A 20,022-nucleotide genomic window follows, 5' to 3' on the forward strand; every position below is an offset into this window, starting at 1 on the left:
CTGCGTGGCTAGCAAAACGGCTCAGCTTAACTCAAGGATAGTAAGCAAGATGTTTTCTCAAGACGATGCAGTAAGCCGTTTTACAGTTGCTAAAAAAGCAACGCTGTTGGCCGGTTTGTTTTTTGCTGCTACTTCATCGGCGCAAGCCGGCTGGGAAGTACAGTGGATCGACACCTTTGATGGTAGCCGGGTAAATTGGAGTAATTGGACCGCTCAAACCCAAGCAAACTATAACAACGAAGTGCAATGTTATACCGACGATGATTACTCTGATGAGCGCAACTATGAGGTATCGGAAGGTAGCTTAAAAATTATCGCCCGCAAAAAGACTCAAAACTGTGCAACTTTAGGCGGTCAACAAAAAACCTGGACCTCGGGGCGCTTAAATTCAAAAGACAAACGAGAGTTTCTGTATGGTCGTATTGAATCGAGGATCCGTTTTCACAACCTAGAAGCGGGGACTTGGCCAGCGTTTTGGATGTTAGAAAACCGCATTGCCGAGCAGCCAATAAAGGGTGATGGCGATAATGTAAACTGGCCAAATGTTGGGGCTGGTGAAATAGATGTATGGGAATGGTTTTCTAATGAGCCAAATACCTATATTACCAACTTCTTTAATGTATCAGGCTGTGGTGAAGAGCATCGTTATACTTATCCAAACGGTGGTAGCGATGTATTAAATTGGCACAAATACGCCATGGAGTGGAGCGAAGACAAAATAGACTTTTACGTTGATGAGACCTTGGTAGTTAGCCAGGATATTAGTGGCTGCAACCAATATCAAGAGCCTATGTTTGTACTGCTTAATCTGGCTATGGGCGGCAATTTAGGTGGTTTTATCGACCCTAATTTAGCGCTTGCTACTATGGAAGTCGATTACATTGCCCATTGCCAATTTAGCGATAGCAGCGATGCTAGCTACTGTGATGAAAATGCGCCCCGAGCCGATGATTCTGAGCCTAGCGACAGTTTAGCCAGTGTTGAACTTAGCCTTACTCAAGCAGGTAATGATACTCGCTTAGTCGACCCTGCTGCCGGCATGGTTACGGTAACTGCCAACATTGAGCAGGGTGAAGAGCCACTCGACAATTACAGTTTGTATTGGCAAACCGATGAACTACCTAGTCCAATTATGCAGGGAACCACTTTGCAGTTTGACCCTGCGTCAATGCTTGATGGCAGCTACTCCCTGCAAGTAAGCCTAGAGCATAACGCTGATAGCCAACTTAGCACCCGCGATGGTTTAGATTTTACTGTGCAAGCAAGCAGTGAGCCTGCTGATGGTCAATCAGATGGTGATTCGGGTGGTGGCAGCTTTGGCTTAGCAACTTTGCTTGGTTTAGCTGGTCTGCTGGTTTTTCGTCGTAAACACTTCAAATAAGCGCTGATTTAAGCGCTATTTCATTTTTGGCTAAGCCTTTTTGCGCTTAGCCAAGCTTTACCTTTCGCCTTGCTGTCCCCAATCGGGTAGGCACTTTTGTACCTGAAATTTATTAAAATTAATAAGGATATTAGTGATGATTGAAATGCTCAAAATTTACTTTTTGGCAATATGTTGTGCCTTAATGCTGGGGTGTGGAGGCAGCAGCGAGACAGACCCCGAGCCACAAAACGCTTATCAAGTTGCTGTCACGGTAGTGGATGCAAATAGCCAATTACCATTAGCAGATGCTCAGATAAGCATTGCAGAGCAGGCTCAAACAAGTGATCAACAAGGTTACTCTAGCTTTGAGCTAGCTGCTGGTAGCTATTCCTTGAGCGTGAGTTTGGCTGGATATCAAACTCACCAACAATCTATAGAGCTTGGTGATCAAGGCTTAAGCGTAAGTATTAATTTGGAGGCGCTGCCAACAGTTAGTGGGCCTTTATATGTTTTTCACTCCGACAATGATAGCTCGTATAACATTGAACACTGGGGAGATAACTGGGGATCTGGCAGTGTAATTAGTGACCTTGATGATGCAAGTATGGGTCGCGTTGTTAATATCACCAGTGGCACCGCCTGGGGCAATAAAGCGTCTATTGCCTGGGGGAATGAGCCTGAAAATGCGGTAGCGATTGATGCTTATACCCACCTTAGATTTAAAATAAAAGCCAATTCATTTACTGCGGTAGAGGTGGTATTGCAGGGGCCAAGCAATCCTGAATCTAAAGTCGCTTACGCCTTGAGCAGCGGCACGCCATTGGATGATGGATGGGTAGAAATGGAAGTTCCTCTGCCCTATGGCTTTAGCCAGCTAACTTGGCTGGGCTTAATTTTTGATAGCGCAATTAGTGACAGCTTGTTGCTCACAGACATTTATATGTTAAGCCAAGAGTTAGTGACTAGCCAACCAAGTAGCGCTGCACCACAGCCACCTGCCTTAGCCGACAACGAAGCAGTAGTGATTTTTAGTGATAGCTTAAATGAAGACCAATATATATCGGTGTGGAACTCCAACTGGTGGAATGCGCCATTTTACTCGCCTGGAGTGATTGATGATAACAACTATGCCCGTTATGAGATTGCCGGATTGGGCGTAGAAGGCGGTGTTACTGGTATCGAGTTTGGTATTGAAAATGGCAGCGTTGATGCCTCTTCTCACGTGAATATGAACCTAGATTTGTATTTAGAGGCGGGCATTAGTCAACTGGAGATCCACTTAGTCTCCAGTGATGGCTCAGCTTTGTATAGCGTTATCTCTCCTCAAACTGAGCAATGGGTGTCTTATCAAATTCCTTTCGCGGATATGCAAGATGCTGATGGCGACGGTGACGGTGTATTAAACCCAGCCACGTTAACTATGGCCGGCATTAAGTTGTGGGGAGAGCAGGGTAAAGCAGTGTTCCTAGATAACCTGTACTTCTCTGGCCAGTCAAATACCTTCGAGTTAGCAGTAAGTGTTGTAAATCAGTCCGCTCAAGCCATTGCTGGAGCGCAGGTGAGCGTGGGTGAGCAAAGTGCAACTACTAACGCCAGTGGCGTGGCTTACCTTAGCCTTGCTGAAGGCGAGCACAAGGTTAAAGCCGATGCTAGCGGTTACGGAGCTGCGCAAAAAAATCAGCAGTTATTGGGAGCTGATGCCAGCCTAGAAATTGTACTAGCAGCAGAAAATCCGGGGCCAAGCGTTGCGGCTAACGTTCCTAGCGTGAGCGATGATGAGATATTGGTTTTATACAGTGATAGTTTACAAGTAGATAAACCGATTTCTTATTGGTCTGATAACTGGTGGAATGCGCCAAGCCATAGTGAGATTCAAGTAGCAGGTAACAATGTTGCTCGCTTACAGATTATTCCAGATGGCGTTGAAGGCGGCGTAACGGGCATTCAATACGGTATTCAAGATGGGGTTGTGAATGCATCTGGCATGACTGGCTTGCGCTTTGATATGTATGCTACCAGTGGTGTTAGCCAAGCGGTATTCCAGGTTGTCTCTGCCAGTGGCCCAGTTATCCATACCATGCTACCTGTGGCAACCGAGCAGTGGATTAGTGTTGAGCTAGTATTTGCAGATATGGTTCAACCCGGTGCTTTTGATGCCGCCAGCTTATCGCAACTTGGTGTGCAGCTTTGGGGTACCACCAGTGATAGCGTATACCTAGACAACATCTACTTTTACTAGCTTGCATCGCTAACTTAACAAAAAGGAAGCCTTGGCTTCCTTTTTTGGTTGTGTGGTTTGGGCGTTTAATCCTAGGGCAGATTAAGTGTGATGACACTTTCTGGAGCAAGTTCATTGAGTTTGTCCCAGCCTTGCTTAAAGTCGCTTTCACTAAAGAACAACTGGTTATAGCTGCCGTCGTTTAGAGCTAGATAAAGCCCTTTTTCTAAACGTTCTGCAAGCTCAACATTGTCTTTATTCACGTAGAAAAAGTAACGACAAGAGTATTTCAGAACCACGTTATCCAGTAATTCAAACTGATTGGGATGAGCAGCAAGCTCAGACCATACCTCATGCGCACCGCGTGAAAGGTAATCAAAGCGCCCAGCGGTCAGCATAGGCAACAAGCTGTGGTTTACTGAGGTAACTGGCTCGATGCCGTTATAACGCATTACTTTAGTATCGCTCCAGTAGGTTCCAGAGCCTGCGCTAAACTGGCGAAGTTGGCGTAAGCTGTTTATCTCTTTAAAGCGCTTACTGTCGCCTGCCTGTACTAACAAAAATCGATATTTGCCAAGGCCTTTTAATAAGTCGAACTTAACTGGGCGCAGCGCTTGATTACGCTGTTTAGTGGCTGTGGACCACATTACGTCTATGTACTGTTTGTCTTGTAGGTAGCGGCGCAAGCGTTCATTGCTTAGCTCTCGCTCATAGGCTTGAAGGTTGGCAATGCCGTATTCTTGTTCGGTTTTGGCTAGGGCAAGTGCCAGAACTTTTTCAAAATACTCTGAGCGTTGACTGAACTTAGGATAACTAATGGTTTGTGGGTTATCAGCCATAACACCATAGGGCAGCAATAGACCTAGTAAGAGTGCAGTAGCGAGTGTTGGCTGTGCCCTAGGCCGCATGAGTATTCGCATCATATCTAACTAAATTCAATTTTGTTTCGGCCATTCATTTTGGCCTTATATAACGCTTCATCCGCACGCTTAAACCAAGTATCAATGTTGGCCGAGTTTAGCTGTGCAACGCCAAAGGAGCTGGTTACTTGCTGTTGCTCTATTAACGGACTGTTCGCGATAAGTGATCTAATGTTTTCGGCTAAGACACAGGCCCCTTTTAACTGGGTATTAGGACACACAATCACAAACTCTTCGCCGCCCCAGCGGGCAAATACATCTTGGTCTCTAATAACCTCTGCTACTTGCTGACTGATAGATACTAATACTTGGTCTCCCACATCATGACCATGTTGATCATTTATTTGTTTAAAGTGGTCAATATCAAACATGATTAAGCTGGCTGCTTTAGATGAATGGGAGAACTCACTCATTAATGTGGAGAGGGTGCCACTCAAGCCGGCTCGATTAAGCAATTTAGTGAGTGGGTCGTGCTTAGCCATGGTTTTATATTTGTCACGTTCAATGCTCAAAAAGCTATTGATTTTATTAAGCTCTTCAGTTTGAGTTTTCGATATTAGGTATTTATTGCGCATTTTTCCGGCAAGGAAAATAGCATGTACCACTATGCTGGCAATCCATAGCGACAGCAGCAAAAAGTACAGATCTTTGGCTTTTATCCATTTACCACTAAAGCTAAAGGCATGCAGGGTAATTTCTAAATCTTTAAGTGAACGATTGTCGCCAGTCGCAATTTGTAAATACTCTACATTATCCAACCTAGCTGCTGTGTCTATACCATAGGGTTTGGCAAATACCCACCAAGAAGGCACATAAAACTGATTTAGCGCTAGCTGATATTGAGCGCGCCCAATGGTTGGGTTTATGGCTTGAATATTGGCGCGAGTATGGCTGATTCTGTCATTACCATTTGGTAAATCTTGCTCATTATTGAGCAGGTAAATCAGCACAGTGTCGCGCCTTAGATCAACGGTGGTTAAGTCTATCGTTAAAGTGTCAAACTTAGATAAGTCGGCATATTGTTTTAGCTTAGCTTTAAGTGGAATTAACATACTGCAAAATGGAAAGGTATGAGAGTTTACGGTTTTGCAGTGCAAAGTGACATTGGCATCGTTAACCATAAGAGTACCAACAGATGCCCCCCCATTTATGTCATCGTTAAGTGCTGTCGCATTAAAGTGCTGATCAATCGGGTAGTTTAGCGACATGTTCATACCAAACTGCTGCCACAACATAAGGCTTATGGTGAATACCACCAACAAGGGATAGTAGATTTCTTGTCGACAATACTTCATTACTTTTGTTACCTCTGGTATTGCTTGGCGCAGTAATGCTATCTGGTAGGCATCTCACAAAACGCGTTATTGATTAATATTTGCCTTGTATTTGGCAGCAGAATTATTACATTGATAAAAAGAAAGCGCTTACTTTGATGTGTTGAACGTGAAGTTTGTCGGTGTTTTTACTCTAAAATGCTAAGCGGAACACATTTATAGGTACTAAGTGGCAGGGCTGGAAGGCCCGTAGCACGCGGTGTGGCGTGCATTGCTAGAGATAAAGGGAACTGTTATGAAAACAATTTTGGCCGCAAGTATAGTGTTAGCCTTGACCGCTTGTAGTAATAATCAAAGCATGATTGTTGACTACGGAACTGACGATACCAAAGATATTCAGAAAATTGCGCCAGAAGAAGGTTATGCAGCCTTAAAGCAAGCTGCAATATGTTGTGAATCTTTAAAGCAGCTTGATTACCAATTAGTTACTGCGCCAGGCAAGTTAGATTTTACTATTACGGCCAGTGACCCGGTATTTAACTTTAGCTCTGGGCGCTCCTTTGTAAAGGCATTTGAGCTACCTAATGCGCAAGGAGCAACCAATATTGATGTATCGGCCCCTATAGTAAATAGTGTGTTTGTACCATCGATTTTGGTGCTTGATGAAGATCATCAACCTTTGCAGTTATTCGACGACACTACGATTAACTACGATCCCAGCTCTATTGTTAGCGTAGATCGTTATTACGGCAATATATTGCTGCCGAGCCGCTACGGAGACCAGCAAAAGGCGAAATACCTATTGGTGTTTACTACCACCGAAGCAATGCAGCAGCAAACTAAGCTGAACCCACCAGACAGTAAGGCCGCAGAAACTGGCAGAGTAGATGTAAATATGAAGATTCATATGAACAAGCCTGTACCACATACTGCCATTGGCGCCGCTCGCCTCGCTTTTGATTATGTCCCAGCAGAGAAGCAAAATGCTGATGCGCTTGCTGCTGCTGCGGTAGTTACAACTAGCAATAGCGCTGTAAAGGTAGAACCTAGTCAATCTAGTGTCGATAGTATTTCCGCTAACTCAGCCAGTAGCAATACGCAAATATCTAGCATAGAACCAGAGGTAGCGGCCATGTTTGAGCAACTTATTCAGCAAGCAGTTGCCGATGGGAACTATGATAAAGCTCTAAAAATAGTTAAAGACGCTGAGCAAGCAGGTTTAGTGAATGCCAATGAGGTTTTTGTTAAGGCTGTAAAAGCACAGTAAAGTTTAGTTATAACCTTCTTCACACTCTAGTTAACTGCGCCCGTTGGTAACGTAGAGTGTGAATTTGCTACAAAATTCTTAACCTATCTCCACTTAGCTTGGTTTTATTCATATAATTCTTTGATTTATATATATTTAATTCATTCAAATTCAAATAGTAAGCGCTTTCTTTTTGTGTGGAGGCGGTCACATTATGTTATTTGCTAAATATTTATACTAAAAATGAAAGTTTTTTAATGTGTTTTTACTGGTCTTTGTCTCATTAAGCCGTTTGTGGCTGTTTTGTGAGCTTTGTGCATTAGAGATTTTCATTTTTTTAGCCAAGAAAAGAAAGCGCTTACTTTTTGATGGTTGTTTTATATGGAAAATACTGACTTTTAATGGAGTTAAAATGAAATTGTCTAAACTATCGCTTGCGTGCTTAGCTGCAGTGTCTAGCTTGTCTCTCTCTGGTGGTGCTAATGCGTCTACCGAAGGTTTTGAGTTTCATGGCTACTTTCGTGCAGGGCTACTAACAAGTGCCGAAAACGATTTTAAAAAATCTAATTTTGCAGGCCAAAAAGAAACCTTAGGTCGTTTAGGCTTGGAAGCCGATAACGATGCTAGCCTTAACTTTGCTAATACTTGGGCCTTTGATGATGGCCGCTCAGTTAAAGTAAATGTTGGCTTAGGCGACTACGGCCAGGAGAGTTCTCTAAGCGCCAGCGCCGATGCCTTCCAAATGGGTTTTGGCCAGTTATTTATTGAGTTTGATGGCATGTCCTCAAGTGGCGTGTTCTGGGGAGGTAAACGAGAATACGGTAAAGATAACTACATCTTTATGACCGACTTTTTCTACAGTGATATGTCGGGTACCGGTGTAGGTATTACTGGCTACGAAGTGGGTGATGCACTGCTGGATTTTGCCTACATTGCCAGTGATCGCGTAGACCCTGATATTGACCGTTGGGCGACTGACGATGCAGGTAATTTAGAAAACCTTAATAACATCATGCATGCCTTTCAATTTGGTGTGACTTATGGCGCGCTTGAACTGTCTGCTATGTATAAAACCATGCCAGATAACTGGGATATGGATGGTAAAGAGTGGGCCGAAACGGGCTACGATTTAACCGCTATCTATACCCTTAATAGCTTCTTTGGTATTCCTGGTAATGGCTTCTCTAAAATTATTGCTCAAGCCGGTAAAGGTTTAGGTTCAGGCAACTTGCTAGCAGGTACTATCACTTCTTATAACGCTTACCACCCTGGTTCGCAGTTCCAAGGTGAACACCCAGATTGGACCTGGAGTTCAGCGTCTGCTGGTGGTGATGCCAACCGCTTGTTAACCATGGTTGATGAGAAAGATACCTCGGCGCGTTTATTATTGTGGGGCGGTTACACCCTAGATAATGGCATTGGCTTCTTCCCGTCTATTCAAGGCCAATACAACGACCACCACGAAAATGACCTAGGTAGTTACGACTACTGGATTTCTGCAATGGTTCGCCCAACGTTCCCTGTAAGCGACCACTTCTACGTACAAGGTGAGTTAGGTTATGTGCACAACAACTGGAGTGGTGCTACGTCTAACCAGTCTAAAATTACTGTTGCGCCAACCTTCATCTTACCTACCGGTATGGGACCTGCTCCAGAAATTCGTTTCTTAGCTACATATCTGCCTAAGTCGTGGACCCACACTAACGAATCGGGTGAGTCAGATAGTGACTTCATCTTAGGCTTCCAAGCCGACGTGTGGTGGTAAACCCTTTATAGCCTCTACTTAACTAGAGGCTAGCTAGTTCAAAACGTTTCCTTTCGTTCTTTACCTTTTTATTGGGGTAGGCGAGGCAATAACGCGGTTAGCTAGACAGCGAGCAATAGAGAGCTGAACAAGAGCTCGCTAGCTTAAGTAACCACGAATACTGTTTGTGTAGGACTGTATTTAGTAGCGCTTTTGTCTCGTCCTTTTTTAACTACTTGCCAACTTAGGAGTCAGATAATGGTTTTGATAGGAGTATTTATTTTACTGGTAATTAGTTATGTCGTTGTTATTGATATTGTCAACATAGTAAATTCTTGGTGATGTATGATTAGATTGTTCTCAAATAAAAAAGCCCGTAATACCTCGTTGGTAAGGCGTATGTACTTAGGCTTTGCGGTAATGGTGTCGCTGTTTATTGTTACTGTTGTTTTAATGCTAAATGGCACTAGTCGGGTTCACCAGCAACTACTGATGGTTAACTCCGATGCCCTTCCACTAGTCACCTATTCCAATCTCACCAGCGTAAACTTGCTGATTGCTGATAAAACTTTTAAAGATTTTCTTACCACAGAAAACAATGCCAAACAGCAAGAGTTTGCCGATAAATTCGAGCAAGACCATCAAGCATTTTTAGCAGCTCTGGCAAAGCTTAAGCAAGCTACACCTAAAGGTTCTTCACTAACTGAGCAACTGTTTGCATTAGAAGAACTAGAGCAACGTTATTTTGCCGAATCTAAACTGGCTATGGCTAACTATCGTAACCAACTTTCTGCTCAAAGTGAGCGCCGAATAACCGCTCGCCGTTTTCAACAACTACAAACCGAATTGCGCTTAGGCATGAGCGAGTTTGTAAATAGCCAAGATGATCTAGCCGTAAAACTAATGGCTAAAAGCTATTTTGAAAAACTAAAACAAACCGAAACCATTACCTCAGATGCCTTGGCTAGTGATGATGTAAAAGCTATTGCCGAGGCAATCAAAAACAATAAGCGAAGTGTTACTAGGCTTAACTTTTCTTACCAAGGTCTGGCCACACAATTGCCCGAACTTAGCCAGCATTTTGATCAAGCTACTGAACAGTTTATTCAAGACGTTGGCAAAAAGGGTGGGGTATTAGATTTACATCACCGCTCGGTTAAATCACGCAACTTACTGTATCAAAATATTGCAGTGCTGGCCGAAGAAGTAGATAGCGCGCTAGCCATTTTAGGCGAGTTTAGACAAGCGGCTAACGTACTAAAAGATAGCGCCATAGATAGCGCTGAAACTATTTACCGCGATAGTTACCAGCATGCTTTTGTTATTGGTGGCGTGGTGAGTGCCTTCTTACTATTTTTGGCTTGGATCCTCTCTCGTAACGTGCGCAAACCTTTAGCCAGTATGCTGCAGACCTTAGAAGCGCTTACTGCTGGTGATATGCGCCAGCGAGTGGACAATCACAGTTTCATCGAATTTGAACAATTGGGCGCGCACATTAATACCTTAGCGAGCCACTTGCAGAGCATTTTGCAAAAGCTAGGAGTAACTTCTACTAACCTGGCCGAGGTGTCTGCGCAAAACCAGTCTGCTATGTCGGAATCAAGTGATCGCCTTGGCGAGCAGCGCCATCAAACGGCTACTGTTGCGACCGCCATGACCGAAATGGAGCACTCAGTTAAAGATGTAGAGGCAAGTGCGAGAAGCTCGATGCAAAAGGTGGGCGATGTAGAGTCTGCTGTGCGCACCGGTAGTTTAGTAATGAGTAACAACACCGCCACTATTAATACCCTATCTGGTCAACTTAATGAGTCGGTAGATGCGGTTTCTGCGGTGCAGCAAATGAGTGTAGACATTGGCTCTATTCTCGACGTAATTCAGCAAATAGCGATGCAAACCAACTTATTAGCGCTAAATGCCGCCATCGAGGCTGCTAGGGCGGGTGAGCAAGGGCGTGGCTTCTCGGTAGTGGCCGACGAAGTGAGGGTGTTGGCGAAACGCACCACTGATGCAACCAGCGAAATTGAAGAAATGATCCAAGGTTTACAAGATAAATCAGAAGATGCTAACGCAGTGATTCAACGCTGTGTGAGTGAAATGCAAAACAGCGTGGAGCATTCAGAGCAAGCTAATAAAGCCATGAATGATATTCAAACCAGCATCGCCGAAATTAGCCAAATGAGCTATCAAATAGCTCATGCCGCTGAAGAGCAAACGACTACCGCCAATATGATTGCTCGTAGCTTGGAGGATATAAACAATGTTGCCGACTCCAATACTCACTCAATGAAGCTGGTAGCCAAAGTGAGTAATAAGCTCGACGAATTAGCCCATCAGCAAAATGAGCTGGTATTGGGCTTTAAAGTGTAAAGAGCGTCAGATAAAGCACAAGGATGTGCTGCGTTAAGTAAAGCAAGGCTCAGTGGTTGATAGCCTGAACTAAGCGTTATCAACTAGGGAAGCAACATGCAACAAATTGGTCATTACAAGGAGTGGGTTTTGAAATCGATTATTTGGCTGGGCTTGTTCGCATTGCTTGTGTCTCCTAGCTTGTTTGCCTACAACAGCTTTAGGGTTAAAAACCAACCCAACGAAACCATTAGTAACAATGCGCAAATCACCTATAAAGAACTGTTCACTAGTGCGGGAGTGCTTAAATCGAACATTCATGGCTTGGTAGGTTTGGTTAAGCATTACGGCATATTCAAACTTAGTTGTGCTGCCGAGGGTGGGGTAAGGGTCGAACACAACATTTTAAGCGCTCAACATAAAACCTTGTACCTCGATGGTAAGGCCTTAGCGGTGGATTTAAGCCACGGCTTGCCTGAACCGGTTATTGCTAATTTAAAAGTGGCTAATTCAGTCAGCTTCGCTCAAGAGATCACCAATACTGCTGGAGAGGTTATTCCGGCTAATCAGGTTATCTCGCTAGCAGGCTTTGAAGCATCTTATTATCGGGTGAGTTATTTGTGTAATGAGCAACAGAAAGTGACGGCTGCACTGCGATTGTAAAATGATTGTTCATGCTTAGTTGAGCAAAGGCTGTTTTATTGGTTGCTAAGTAATTTTTTGTTGCTGCACCGACAGAAAACCAATGATAGAAGTTGTAGGGTAGATTAGTAATATGTGGGGGATGCATACGCATAAATTTAGTTTGAATTGAGTAATCTGGGTGTAGTTTATTTATTATTTTAAGTTGACGATTAGTTTAAGTAACCCTGAATGTAACCCTTTGCCAACCTCATTGATTTTTAATGATTTAAAATCAATACGTTAATTGTATTGTTCAAGTCCGGCCTCTGTACCATATTTAGAAAAAGCCGTCCTAGTGACGGCTTTTTTGCATTTTGATGCCGGCGTTTTCCCTATGTGTGCCATCATTTAGCCCAATCGGATTTCAATCAAATAGCTTAAACAAGCAATCCTGTTTCACGTGCCTATTCGTGAGCGTTATCAATCAATGGCTTTGAAGTAAGCTCTGACTTCGCTTATTGTTCTTGTTTGGCATCGGTTGTTAAGAGGGCGCGGTTTGTTGGTTAATACCTTAGACAAGGTTTTGTTTGCGGTTCTGTTGTTGGGCTTTATGCAGTTGCCGCTGTTAAGCAATCATTACTTGCAGTTTGTTAGTGGCCAACATGATGTATTGCAACAGCAAGTGGACAACTTTCATCGGAATGCTGAGTTGCACCAATACCCAAGCATTGACGCGATGATTGATGACTTTAAAAATAATCCTAACTTGGCGGTGCGCACAGACGCTGAGCAAAAACAGCAAACCATGTATGAATACGAGGAGCTGAACCAAGCCATTATAGTCTTTGAGCAAGGCACTTATTATCAGAAAGCCAAATACATGTTTAGCCCTCAGCGCTGGGAAACGCTTGAAAAAGTGCTCGCTAACTTCAAACCTGGTATATCTTTAGAGCCATTATTATTAGCCTATAGTGGATTGGCCGCTTTGTTGTTTGGCGGCCTGCTGATGTGGCCGATTAGAAGGGCGAGGCGGACACTAAAGTCTTAATACCAATCGTACTAAGTAACTGTTCATTCTATCTGGTTAAAATACTCGATAACTGCGTTAGAATTTTTGATTGTAGAATAACTACTTATCGAAAAATTCGGCCTTATTCTCGAGTATTTTTCCGGCGTTATTTCTGATCACTTACTTAGTGTGATTGGTATAAGTGAGAAGTCGTTACCAGCAGATAGTAAAAAGGCTGCAATAAGCAGCCTTTGGGTTAGCCAAGTCTGATTAATTCTTTATAGTTTTGCCGCGGCTTCGAATACTGCATGAGTGTACGCGCCTTCCGGTTTTTTGGTGATTACCGGCGTCGAATCACTATCCAGTAAAACATTCACAGTGCGGTCAAAGGCTGCTGGGTCTAAGTAGCCGATACCTTTATCACTGCTGGCCAGTAATTTAGCTACCTCGTTAGCCATACGAATTTGGTGCTCCTCTGTTTGAGCGCCAGTATCATCGTAATCCAATACTATTAGGCCTGCTTCTTTAGGATTAGCTGCCGCCCATTCCCAGCCTTGAATCGTTGCTTTTAAAAACTTGGCATAAGTAGCTAGTTTTTTACTGTCTTTTAAGCTGTCTTCTAGTACATATAAGCCGTCTTCTAAAGTAGCAACGCCTTCTTCTTCATACTTAAACAGCATCAGTTCTTCATTGCTTAAGCCGCCATCTAACACTTGGCCATATTCGTTGTAAGTCATGGTTGAAACACAATCTGCTTGGCCTTGGAAAATAGGGTCTACATTAAACCCTTGTTTTAGAACTGTAACTCCATCTTCGCCGCCCGTTGTGTCGTAGCCTAGTTTAGACATCCAGCTCAAGAACGGGTATTCGTTACCAAAAAACCACACTCCTAACGTTTTGCCTTTAAAGTCGGCAGGGCTAGAAATTCCGCTAGATTTCAAACAGGTTAACATCATGCCCGATTTGCCATAAATCTGCCCTATGTTAACCAGTGGTAAGCCTTTTTCTCGTGTTGCTAATGCAGAGGGTAGCCAGTCGACCACTACGTCGGCTCCGCCACCGGCAAGCACTTGTGCTGGGGCGATGTCGGGTCCGCCTGGTTTAATGGTTAAATCAATTCCCTGGTCTTGGTAAAAACCCTTGTTTAGCGCTACGTAGTATCCAGCAAATTGAGCTTGAGTTACCCACTTTAGCTGTAAAGTCAGCTTCTCTGCTGCAGATGTCCCAAAACTAGCTGCAAGTAATGCAGCGCCTGATGCCAATGAAATCAGTTTCTTATTCATAGTTAATTCCCTTTATTGCAACAATGCCTGAGTGTGTAAATTAGCGCTTATGGCTTCCTCTAAAAGCGGGATGCCAAAACAGTAATGACCTTTCTAAAAGAGCCAAGGCTCCGTAACTTAAGGACCCCGCAATTGCCGCAACAACAATCGTGGCCCAAACCATATCCATGTTCATTCGGCCTACTTCAGTAGAAATCCGAAAGCCCATACCTACGATAGGTGTGCCAAAAAACTCAGCCACAATTGCGCCAATGAGTGCCAGTGTAGAGTTGAGTTTTAAGGCGTTAAAAATGAACGGTAAAGCCTGTGGTAGTTGGCTTTTTATAAAAATCTGTGACTTGTTAGCAGCGTAGGTATGCATGAGGTCGTTATGAATGGCGTCGGTTGACTGTAAACCCGCAAGCGTATTAATAAACATTGGGAAAAATGTCATCACTACAATCACTGCCGCTTTTGATTGCCAGTCAAAGCCAAACCACATCACCATGATGGGGGCGATACCAACAATTGGGATCGCCGACATAAAGTTCCCCAATGGCACTAAACCTGCTCGCAAAAACCGGCTTTTTACTGCCACTTGAGCAACTATGAATCCAGCGCTGCAACCAAGGAAGTACCCCGCCAAAACCGCCTTTAAATAAGTTTGTTTAAAGTCGGCCCAAAACATCGGTAAGTTGTTAGTTAAACTATAAAAAATATCGCTAGGTGCTGGCAGCAACACTGCAGAGACGGCAAAACCTACCACTATGCTTTGCCAAGTAAGCAGTAGCATAAAGGCAAACAAGCTAGGCACTAGTACCTTAGTAACGGCAGCGTAGCTAGGGCGAGTTTCGGCCAGTTGTGTCAGCTGACTGAGTAAGGCCGCAACAGCATAAGCAGATACCGCAAGCAGCATTAGCAAGGCTGGCGATTGCTGATAAAAACCTTGTTCACTGGTGCTTACTAGCGCTAGTTGGCCTGCCAATAGGCTGAGGTAAACGATGGTTAAAACATACTTAGGCATTGCTCAGCCCTCCGCGACGTTTTAGCAAGGCGGTTTCTGCTAGGTTAACTATCCATACTAGTAATGAGCCGAGGAGTGCTGCCATGATCAGTGCTGCCCAAATTTGTTGCGTTTGGCCATAGTAAGAGCCACTTAACAAGCGAGAGCCCAACCCACCTTGGGCACCTGTTGGCAGTTCGGCAACAATGGCACCTACTAATGCGGCCGCAATGGCCACTTTTAAACTGGCAAATAAGTAGGGCTGGGCCGAATACCATCTAAGCTTCCAAAACGTTTGTAGAGCGCTGGCATTGTAGGTGTGCATGAGTTCTACATGCAAAGTGTCTGAAGCGCGTAAGCCTTTTACCATGCCAATGGTGACCGGGAAGAAAGACAAGTACATAGAAATAACCGCTTTAGGTAATACCCCGGTGATATTAAGCGCGCCTAATACCACCACAATAATTGGGGCAATAGCGAGTATTGGAATGGTTTGGGAAGCAATAATCCAGGGCATTAAACTCGCTTCTAAGGTCTTGTTATGAACGATGCCAATGGCAATCACAATGCCTACAACAGAGCCCAAAAGGAAACCAAGCATGGTCGAGTTTAAGGTGATTAAGCTATGGTGAACTAAGGAGCGCTTAGAGCTAATTGCCGTATCAAAAACCGACTTTTTTAACTCTAAGGCTACTTGATGCGGAGCCGGCAGCATGGGGCGTTTTACTTGATAGGCTTGGCTAATAACTTGGCTGTATGACCACTGCTGTTTTTTACGTTCTAGCTGGTTGATTAGTTGGTTGCCATTCATCAGCAAGGCAGCGATATACCAAATGCTAATAATGGCTAAAATCATGCTGGCGAGCGGTAGCCAATTGGCGCGGAAGTTGAGGTTTTTCATATCACTACTCTCCCATGAATCTAATCAATGGCATGGTCGTTGGCTAGGGCGCTACGAATTTCGGCAGCCAATTGATGAAAAGCCGCTTGGTCGCGTAATGCCAGTGTTTTTAACCTAGGCAAGGGGCTCTCAATCACTTTTACTATTCGCCCAGGTCGTGGCGACATCACCACGATATGGGTGGAGAGAAGCACCGCTTCGTCGATAGAGTGAGTAACAAATACCACGGTTTTCTGTGTTTCCTGCCAGATGCGTAGTAACTCCATGTTCATGTGGTCACGGGTAATTTCATCTAGAGCTCCAAAGGGCTCATCCATTAGCAGTAATTGCGGATTAATGCATAAAGCACGGGCTATTGAGGCGCGTTGTTGCATGCCTCCTGATAGCTGCCAAGGAAACTTGTTGTGAAAGTCTTGTAGGCCAACCATTTTTAGGTTTTTATCAATCTGCTTTTGTTGATGAGCACCAGACTGACCCGATATCTCCATTGGCAGGGCACAGTTTTGTTGAATGGTGCGCCACGGTAGTAAGCCAGGCGCTTGAAATACGTAGCCATAAAGTCGATTAAGTCGGGCGTCTTTAGGAGAAGTGCCGTCTACTTTGATACTGCCAGAAGTGGCTTGTTCTAAGTCGGCAATTACCCGCAATAGGGTGGTTTTACCGCAGCCAGATGGGCCAATAAATGAAACGAAGTCGCCTTCGTTAATATTCAAGTTAATGTTTGAAAGGGCATTTACTGGGCCGTCGTTGGTAGTAAACACCAGCGACAGATCCTCTACCGAAATCATTGAACGTTTGAGTTCAGCAGCTTGGTCTATTGTCTGTTCATCCATGACTTGTTTAATTGCTAGCATTGTTGTCCCTCTGTCTTGCGATTAACTCGGTAAATAATTAGCGCTGTACTGGCACTGGAGTATTTGCCTTATTAAATTTTTCCACGGCATCAAAAATAGAAGGGAAAGCGGGTCGTTTTATGTAGCGCCCGGCTCCTTCCTCTACAAACAACTGACCATCTTTAAATACCACCTTACCTTGGCTAATAGTGATGTGAGGTGCGCCGGTTATCGTGCGCCCTTCAAAGATATTAAAATCAATTTTCTGGTTATGGGTGGCGGCCGAGAGAGTATGTTTTTTCTGCGGATCCCAGATAACGATATCGGCATCCGAGCCCACGGCAATGCTGCCTTTTTGCGGGTAAATATTGAATATTTGGGCCGAGTTAGTCGATGTAACCGCGACAAACTCTTGCTCGCTTAAACGGCCTTGATTAACGCCCGAATCCCAAAGCACCATCATCCGGTCTTCTACGCCGGCAGTGCCATTGGGGATTTTGCTAAAGTCATCTTTCCCAGCCGCTTTTTGCTCAGCACAAAAACAGCAGTGATCAGTGGCGGTAGTTTGTAATGTGCCACCCTGTAGTGCTTTCCATAATACCTCTTGGTGACCTTTAGGTCGGAAAGGCGGGCTCATAACATGAGCAGCCGCGGTTGCCCAATCAGTGCTTTGATAAACGCTGTCATCTAACTCTAAATGTCCGGCTAAACACTCACCGTAAACCCGTTGACCTTCATGGCGAGCCCTGGCTATTTCATCTACTGCTTCTTTACATGAAACGTGCACTAAATACAGTGGTACGCCTAAAGACTGCGCGATACGGATCGCCCTGTTGGCGGCTTCGCCTTCTACTTCGGTAGGCCGAGAGAGTGGGTGAGCTTCTGGGCCAGTCATGCCAGCTTCAAGCAGCTTTTGTTGCAGGTGATAGACAAGCTCGCCATTTTCCGCATGCACCGTAGGCATAGCGCCTAACTCTAAGCAGCGGTTGAAGCTGTTCACCAAGGTTTCGTCTTCCGCCATAATGGCATTTTTATATGCCATAAAGTGTTTAAAGCTGTTCACGCCATGTTCGTTAACTAACAGGCCCATATCTTGGTATACGCTGTCGTCCCACCAGGTTACCGCTACGTGGAAAGAGTAGTCAGCTACCGAGCGCGAAGCCCAATCTCTCCAAGTATTAAACGCTTCCATCAAGGGTTGCTGAGGATTGGGAATTACAAAGTCGATAATCATGGTGGTGCCGCCGGCCAAGCCAGCAGCAGTGCCGCTATAGAAGTCTTCGCTTGCCACTGTTCCCATAAACGGAAGCTGCATGTGAGTGTGCGGATCGATACCTCCAGGCATAACCAGCTTGCCTTTGGCGTCGATGACTTCGGCATCGTCGGGAACGCTTAGGTTCTCGCCTATTGCTTTAATCAAACCGTGTTCACAGTAAACGTCGGCAAATATGCTTTGATCAGCGTTTACTACCTTTCCACCTTTTATTAATAAACTCATGGCTCACAAACTCCATTTCGACTTGCTTAAAGACAACACCATGCATGAGGTGTTTATCTATCTCTTTTGAGGTATTTGTGTTTATGCAATCTGCTGACCATATGGACAGAAGTTGTGTTTGAGTGTGCTGTAAGCCGCGTACTTACTTGGCTTGAGAGCTTAAGGTGGCAGTGATTATATAGCTTGGCAAAGAAGGCTAACGCCTCAAGGCTGGGCGGTTAAGCCCAATATTAGTGCATAAAAACTGAGCAATTTACTCGGGAATTAACTGTTTTTACTGATGTTATTTGTATGCGTTTTATTTATTTTTAAATAAATCAATGGTTTATGTGTTTATGGTTTATATCCTGTCCGCGTGGTCAGTAGTTTGCATGTGTCCACCTCGTATAGAACTGATTTGTTACTTCACTGCTTAGTACTAGGCGTATTTTGGTTATTGGAGGCCATGATGAGTAGCTTTAAAATTAATAGTGACCGCTTGTGGGACAGTTTAATGGAAATGGCAAAAATAGGTGCCACAGCCAAAGGGGGGTGCAAGCGCTTAGCCTTAACTGATCTCGATAAGCAAGGTCGCGAGCTTTACATTAAGTGGGCTGAAGAAGCCGGGTGTACGGTAAGTGTTGATCAGGTTGGCAACATATTTTGTGTACGCCCCGGTGAGGATATGAGTTTAGCGCCTGTTGGAACAGGCAGTCACTTAGATACTCAACCTTCGGGTGGTAAATTTGATGGGGTTTTCGGCGTACTATCCGGCTTAGAAGTGGTGCGCTCACTCAATGATCTTGGTATTAAAACCAAACATCCTATTGAAATATCGGTATGGACTAATGAAGAAGGCTCGCGATTCGCACCAGCAATGATGGGGTCTGGGGTGGTGTCTGGCCGCTTTAGTCTGCAAGAGATATTGGACAGTCGTGATGTTGATGGTTTGCGTTTAGGTGACGAGCTGCAGCGAATAGGTTTTGCCGGAGATGTTCCAGTAACCGGTAGACAGTTCCATGCCTTTTTCGAAACGCATATTGAACAAGGCCCCTATTTAGAGGCGGAAGAAAAACAGATTGGCGTAGTGACCGGAGGTCAGGGGCAGCGCTGGTTTAATGCTACGTTAACGGGTCGAGAGTCACACGCTGGTACTACTCCAATGCACTTGCGTAAGGATGCGCTGTTGGCCAGTACTCAGCTCATTCAAAAGGTAGAAGACATTGCCAAAGCTCACCCTCCGGGGTGCGGAACCGTAGGCTTTGTTAATGTTACGCCCAACTCTAGAAATACCATTCCCGGTAAAATTGAAATGAGTATTGATTTACGCCATCCTTTGGATGAAGAGCTAAGTGCTATGGATAAAGAACTTAGTGATTTTGTTGCTGAGTTAGCCGCGCAAACCGAAGTAGCAATTGAGCTGGATCCGTTTTGGTATTATGAGCCTATCCACTTTGACAAAGCGTGTGTCGAAGCAGTAAGAAACGCGACGGCTAAACTGGGGTACAGCCATATGGATATTATCGCTGGTGCCGGACACGACGCCTGTTATGTGTCCGATTTTGCGCCTACTGGAATGATTTTTACCCCTTGTCTAGATGGGATTAGTCATAACGAAATTGAGAGCACGACCCAAGAAGAATGTGAAGCAGGCTGCTCGGTATTATTAAATGCCATGCTGACAATGGCAGAACAAGTTAGTGAAGATAGTACGATGCTGGCAAGTGATTTGGCTTGAACTTAAATTAACGAAAAAAGCTATCCAGAGTACTGAGTAATATTGCTTGCTCTGTTAGTTTGTT

General features: G+C 44.4%; 15 protein-coding genes. 8 read left to right on the forward strand and 7 right to left on the reverse strand.

The genetic code is table 11. The features are described 5' to 3' along the window. The first annotated feature begins 49 nt into the window (after positions 1-49). Both OAG1_RS03930 and OAG1_RS03935 read left to right on the forward strand, forming a co-directional pair. Positions 50-1,381: a glycoside hydrolase family 16 protein gene (locus OAG1_RS03930; RefSeq protein ID WP_338624135.1), complete on the forward strand. Its 1,332-nt coding sequence runs from the start codon at positions 50-52 to the stop codon at positions 1,379-1,381. Positions 1,382-1,517: 136 nt separating this feature from the next. Beyond that, the gene (locus tag OAG1_RS03935; protein WP_338624137.1) at positions 1,518-3,602 is read left to right on the forward strand and encodes a carboxypeptidase regulatory-like domain-containing protein; all 2,085 of its coding nucleotides are present in this window, start codon (positions 1,518-1,520) and stop codon (positions 3,600-3,602) included. 71 nt (positions 3,603-3,673) lie between these two features. Here OAG1_RS03935 and OAG1_RS03940 read toward each other — a convergent pair whose 3' ends face one another. Together OAG1_RS03940 and OAG1_RS03945 are read right to left on the reverse strand one after the other, a co-directional pair. Then, on the reverse strand, positions 3,674-4,489 hold the full coding sequence (locus OAG1_RS03940) for a hypothetical protein (protein ID WP_338624139.1): 816 nt from the start codon (positions 4,487-4,489) through the stop codon (positions 3,674-3,676). A 17-nt stretch (positions 4,490-4,506) separates the two neighbouring features. Beyond that, the gene (locus tag OAG1_RS03945; protein WP_338624141.1) at positions 4,507-5,796 is read right to left on the reverse strand and encodes a GGDEF domain-containing protein; all 1,290 of its coding nucleotides are present in this window, start codon (positions 5,794-5,796) and stop codon (positions 4,507-4,509) included. Between the two features lie 274 nt (positions 5,797-6,070). Between OAG1_RS03945 and OAG1_RS03950 the strand changes: the two genes are divergently transcribed. The 5 genes from OAG1_RS03950 to OAG1_RS03970 all read left to right on the forward strand — a co-directional run bounded on the left by OAG1_RS03950 (position 6,071) and on the right by OAG1_RS03970 (position 12,783). Then, entirely contained in the window at positions 6,071-7,042 is a 972-nt protein-coding gene (locus OAG1_RS03950) for a MalM family protein (protein WP_016401622.1), read from the forward strand. A gap of 391 nt (positions 7,043-7,433) precedes the next feature. Beyond that, positions 7,434-8,786, forward strand: a complete 1,353-nt coding sequence (locus tag OAG1_RS03955; protein WP_016401621.1) for a carbohydrate porin — start codon at positions 7,434-7,436, stop codon at positions 8,784-8,786. Between the two features lie 324 nt (positions 8,787-9,110). Further along, positions 9,111-11,132: a methyl-accepting chemotaxis protein gene (locus OAG1_RS03960; RefSeq protein WP_338624144.1), complete on the forward strand. Its 2,022-nt coding sequence runs from the start codon at positions 9,111-9,113 to the stop codon at positions 11,130-11,132. Positions 11,133-11,261: 129 nt separating this feature from the next. Next, a complete protein-coding gene (locus OAG1_RS03965; protein ID WP_016401619.1) occupies positions 11,262-11,774 on the forward strand; it encodes a hypothetical protein in 513 nt (170 codons plus the stop codon). A gap of 499 nt (positions 11,775-12,273) precedes the next feature. Continuing rightward, positions 12,274-12,783, forward strand: a complete 510-nt coding sequence (locus tag OAG1_RS03970; protein WP_338624147.1) for a DUF2937 family protein — start codon at positions 12,274-12,276, stop codon at positions 12,781-12,783. 239 nt (positions 12,784-13,022) lie between these two features. Here the strand turns inward: OAG1_RS03970 and OAG1_RS03975 are convergent, their stop codons facing one another. From OAG1_RS03975 to hydA, 5 genes are read right to left on the reverse strand one after another with little or no spacing between them, the layout of a single operon-like run. Then, positions 13,023-14,027, reverse strand: coding sequence for an ABC transporter substrate-binding protein (locus OAG1_RS03975; protein ID WP_016401617.1), 1,005 nt, complete (start codon positions 14,025-14,027; stop codon positions 13,023-13,025). A gap of 40 nt (positions 14,028-14,067) precedes the next feature. Continuing rightward, positions 14,068-15,030, reverse strand: coding sequence for an ABC transporter permease (locus tag OAG1_RS03980; protein ID WP_338624151.1), 963 nt, complete (start codon positions 15,028-15,030; stop codon positions 14,068-14,070). Further along, positions 15,023-15,910 (reverse strand): ABC transporter permease, encoded by an 888-nt coding sequence (locus tag OAG1_RS03985; protein WP_338624153.1) that lies wholly within the window; start codon positions 15,908-15,910, stop codon positions 15,023-15,025. Before OAG1_RS03985 ends, OAG1_RS03980 begins: the two co-directional genes overlap by 8 nt. A gap of 20 nt (positions 15,911-15,930) precedes the next feature. Continuing rightward, on the reverse strand, positions 15,931-16,764 hold the full coding sequence (locus OAG1_RS03990) for an ABC transporter ATP-binding protein (protein WP_338624155.1): 834 nt from the start codon (positions 16,762-16,764) through the stop codon (positions 15,931-15,933). A 37-nt stretch (positions 16,765-16,801) separates the two neighbouring features. Then, on the reverse strand, positions 16,802-18,241 hold the full coding sequence (hydA, locus tag OAG1_RS03995; RefSeq protein WP_338624157.1) for a dihydropyrimidinase: 1,440 nt from the start codon (positions 18,239-18,241) through the stop codon (positions 16,802-16,804). A 448-nt stretch (positions 18,242-18,689) separates the two neighbouring features. Here hydA and OAG1_RS04000 point away from each other — a divergent pair, with 448 nt between their 5' ends. After that, positions 18,690-19,958, forward strand: a complete 1,269-nt coding sequence (locus tag OAG1_RS04000) for a Zn-dependent hydrolase (RefSeq protein ID WP_016401612.1) — start codon at positions 18,690-18,692, stop codon at positions 19,956-19,958. Positions 19,959-20,022: the final 64 nt, after the last annotated feature.

The sequence above is a fragment of the Agarivorans sp. OAG1 genome (assembly GCF_037076485.1).
Taxonomy (GTDB): domain Bacteria; phylum Pseudomonadota; class Gammaproteobacteria; order Enterobacterales; family Celerinatantimonadaceae; genus Agarivorans; species Agarivorans albus.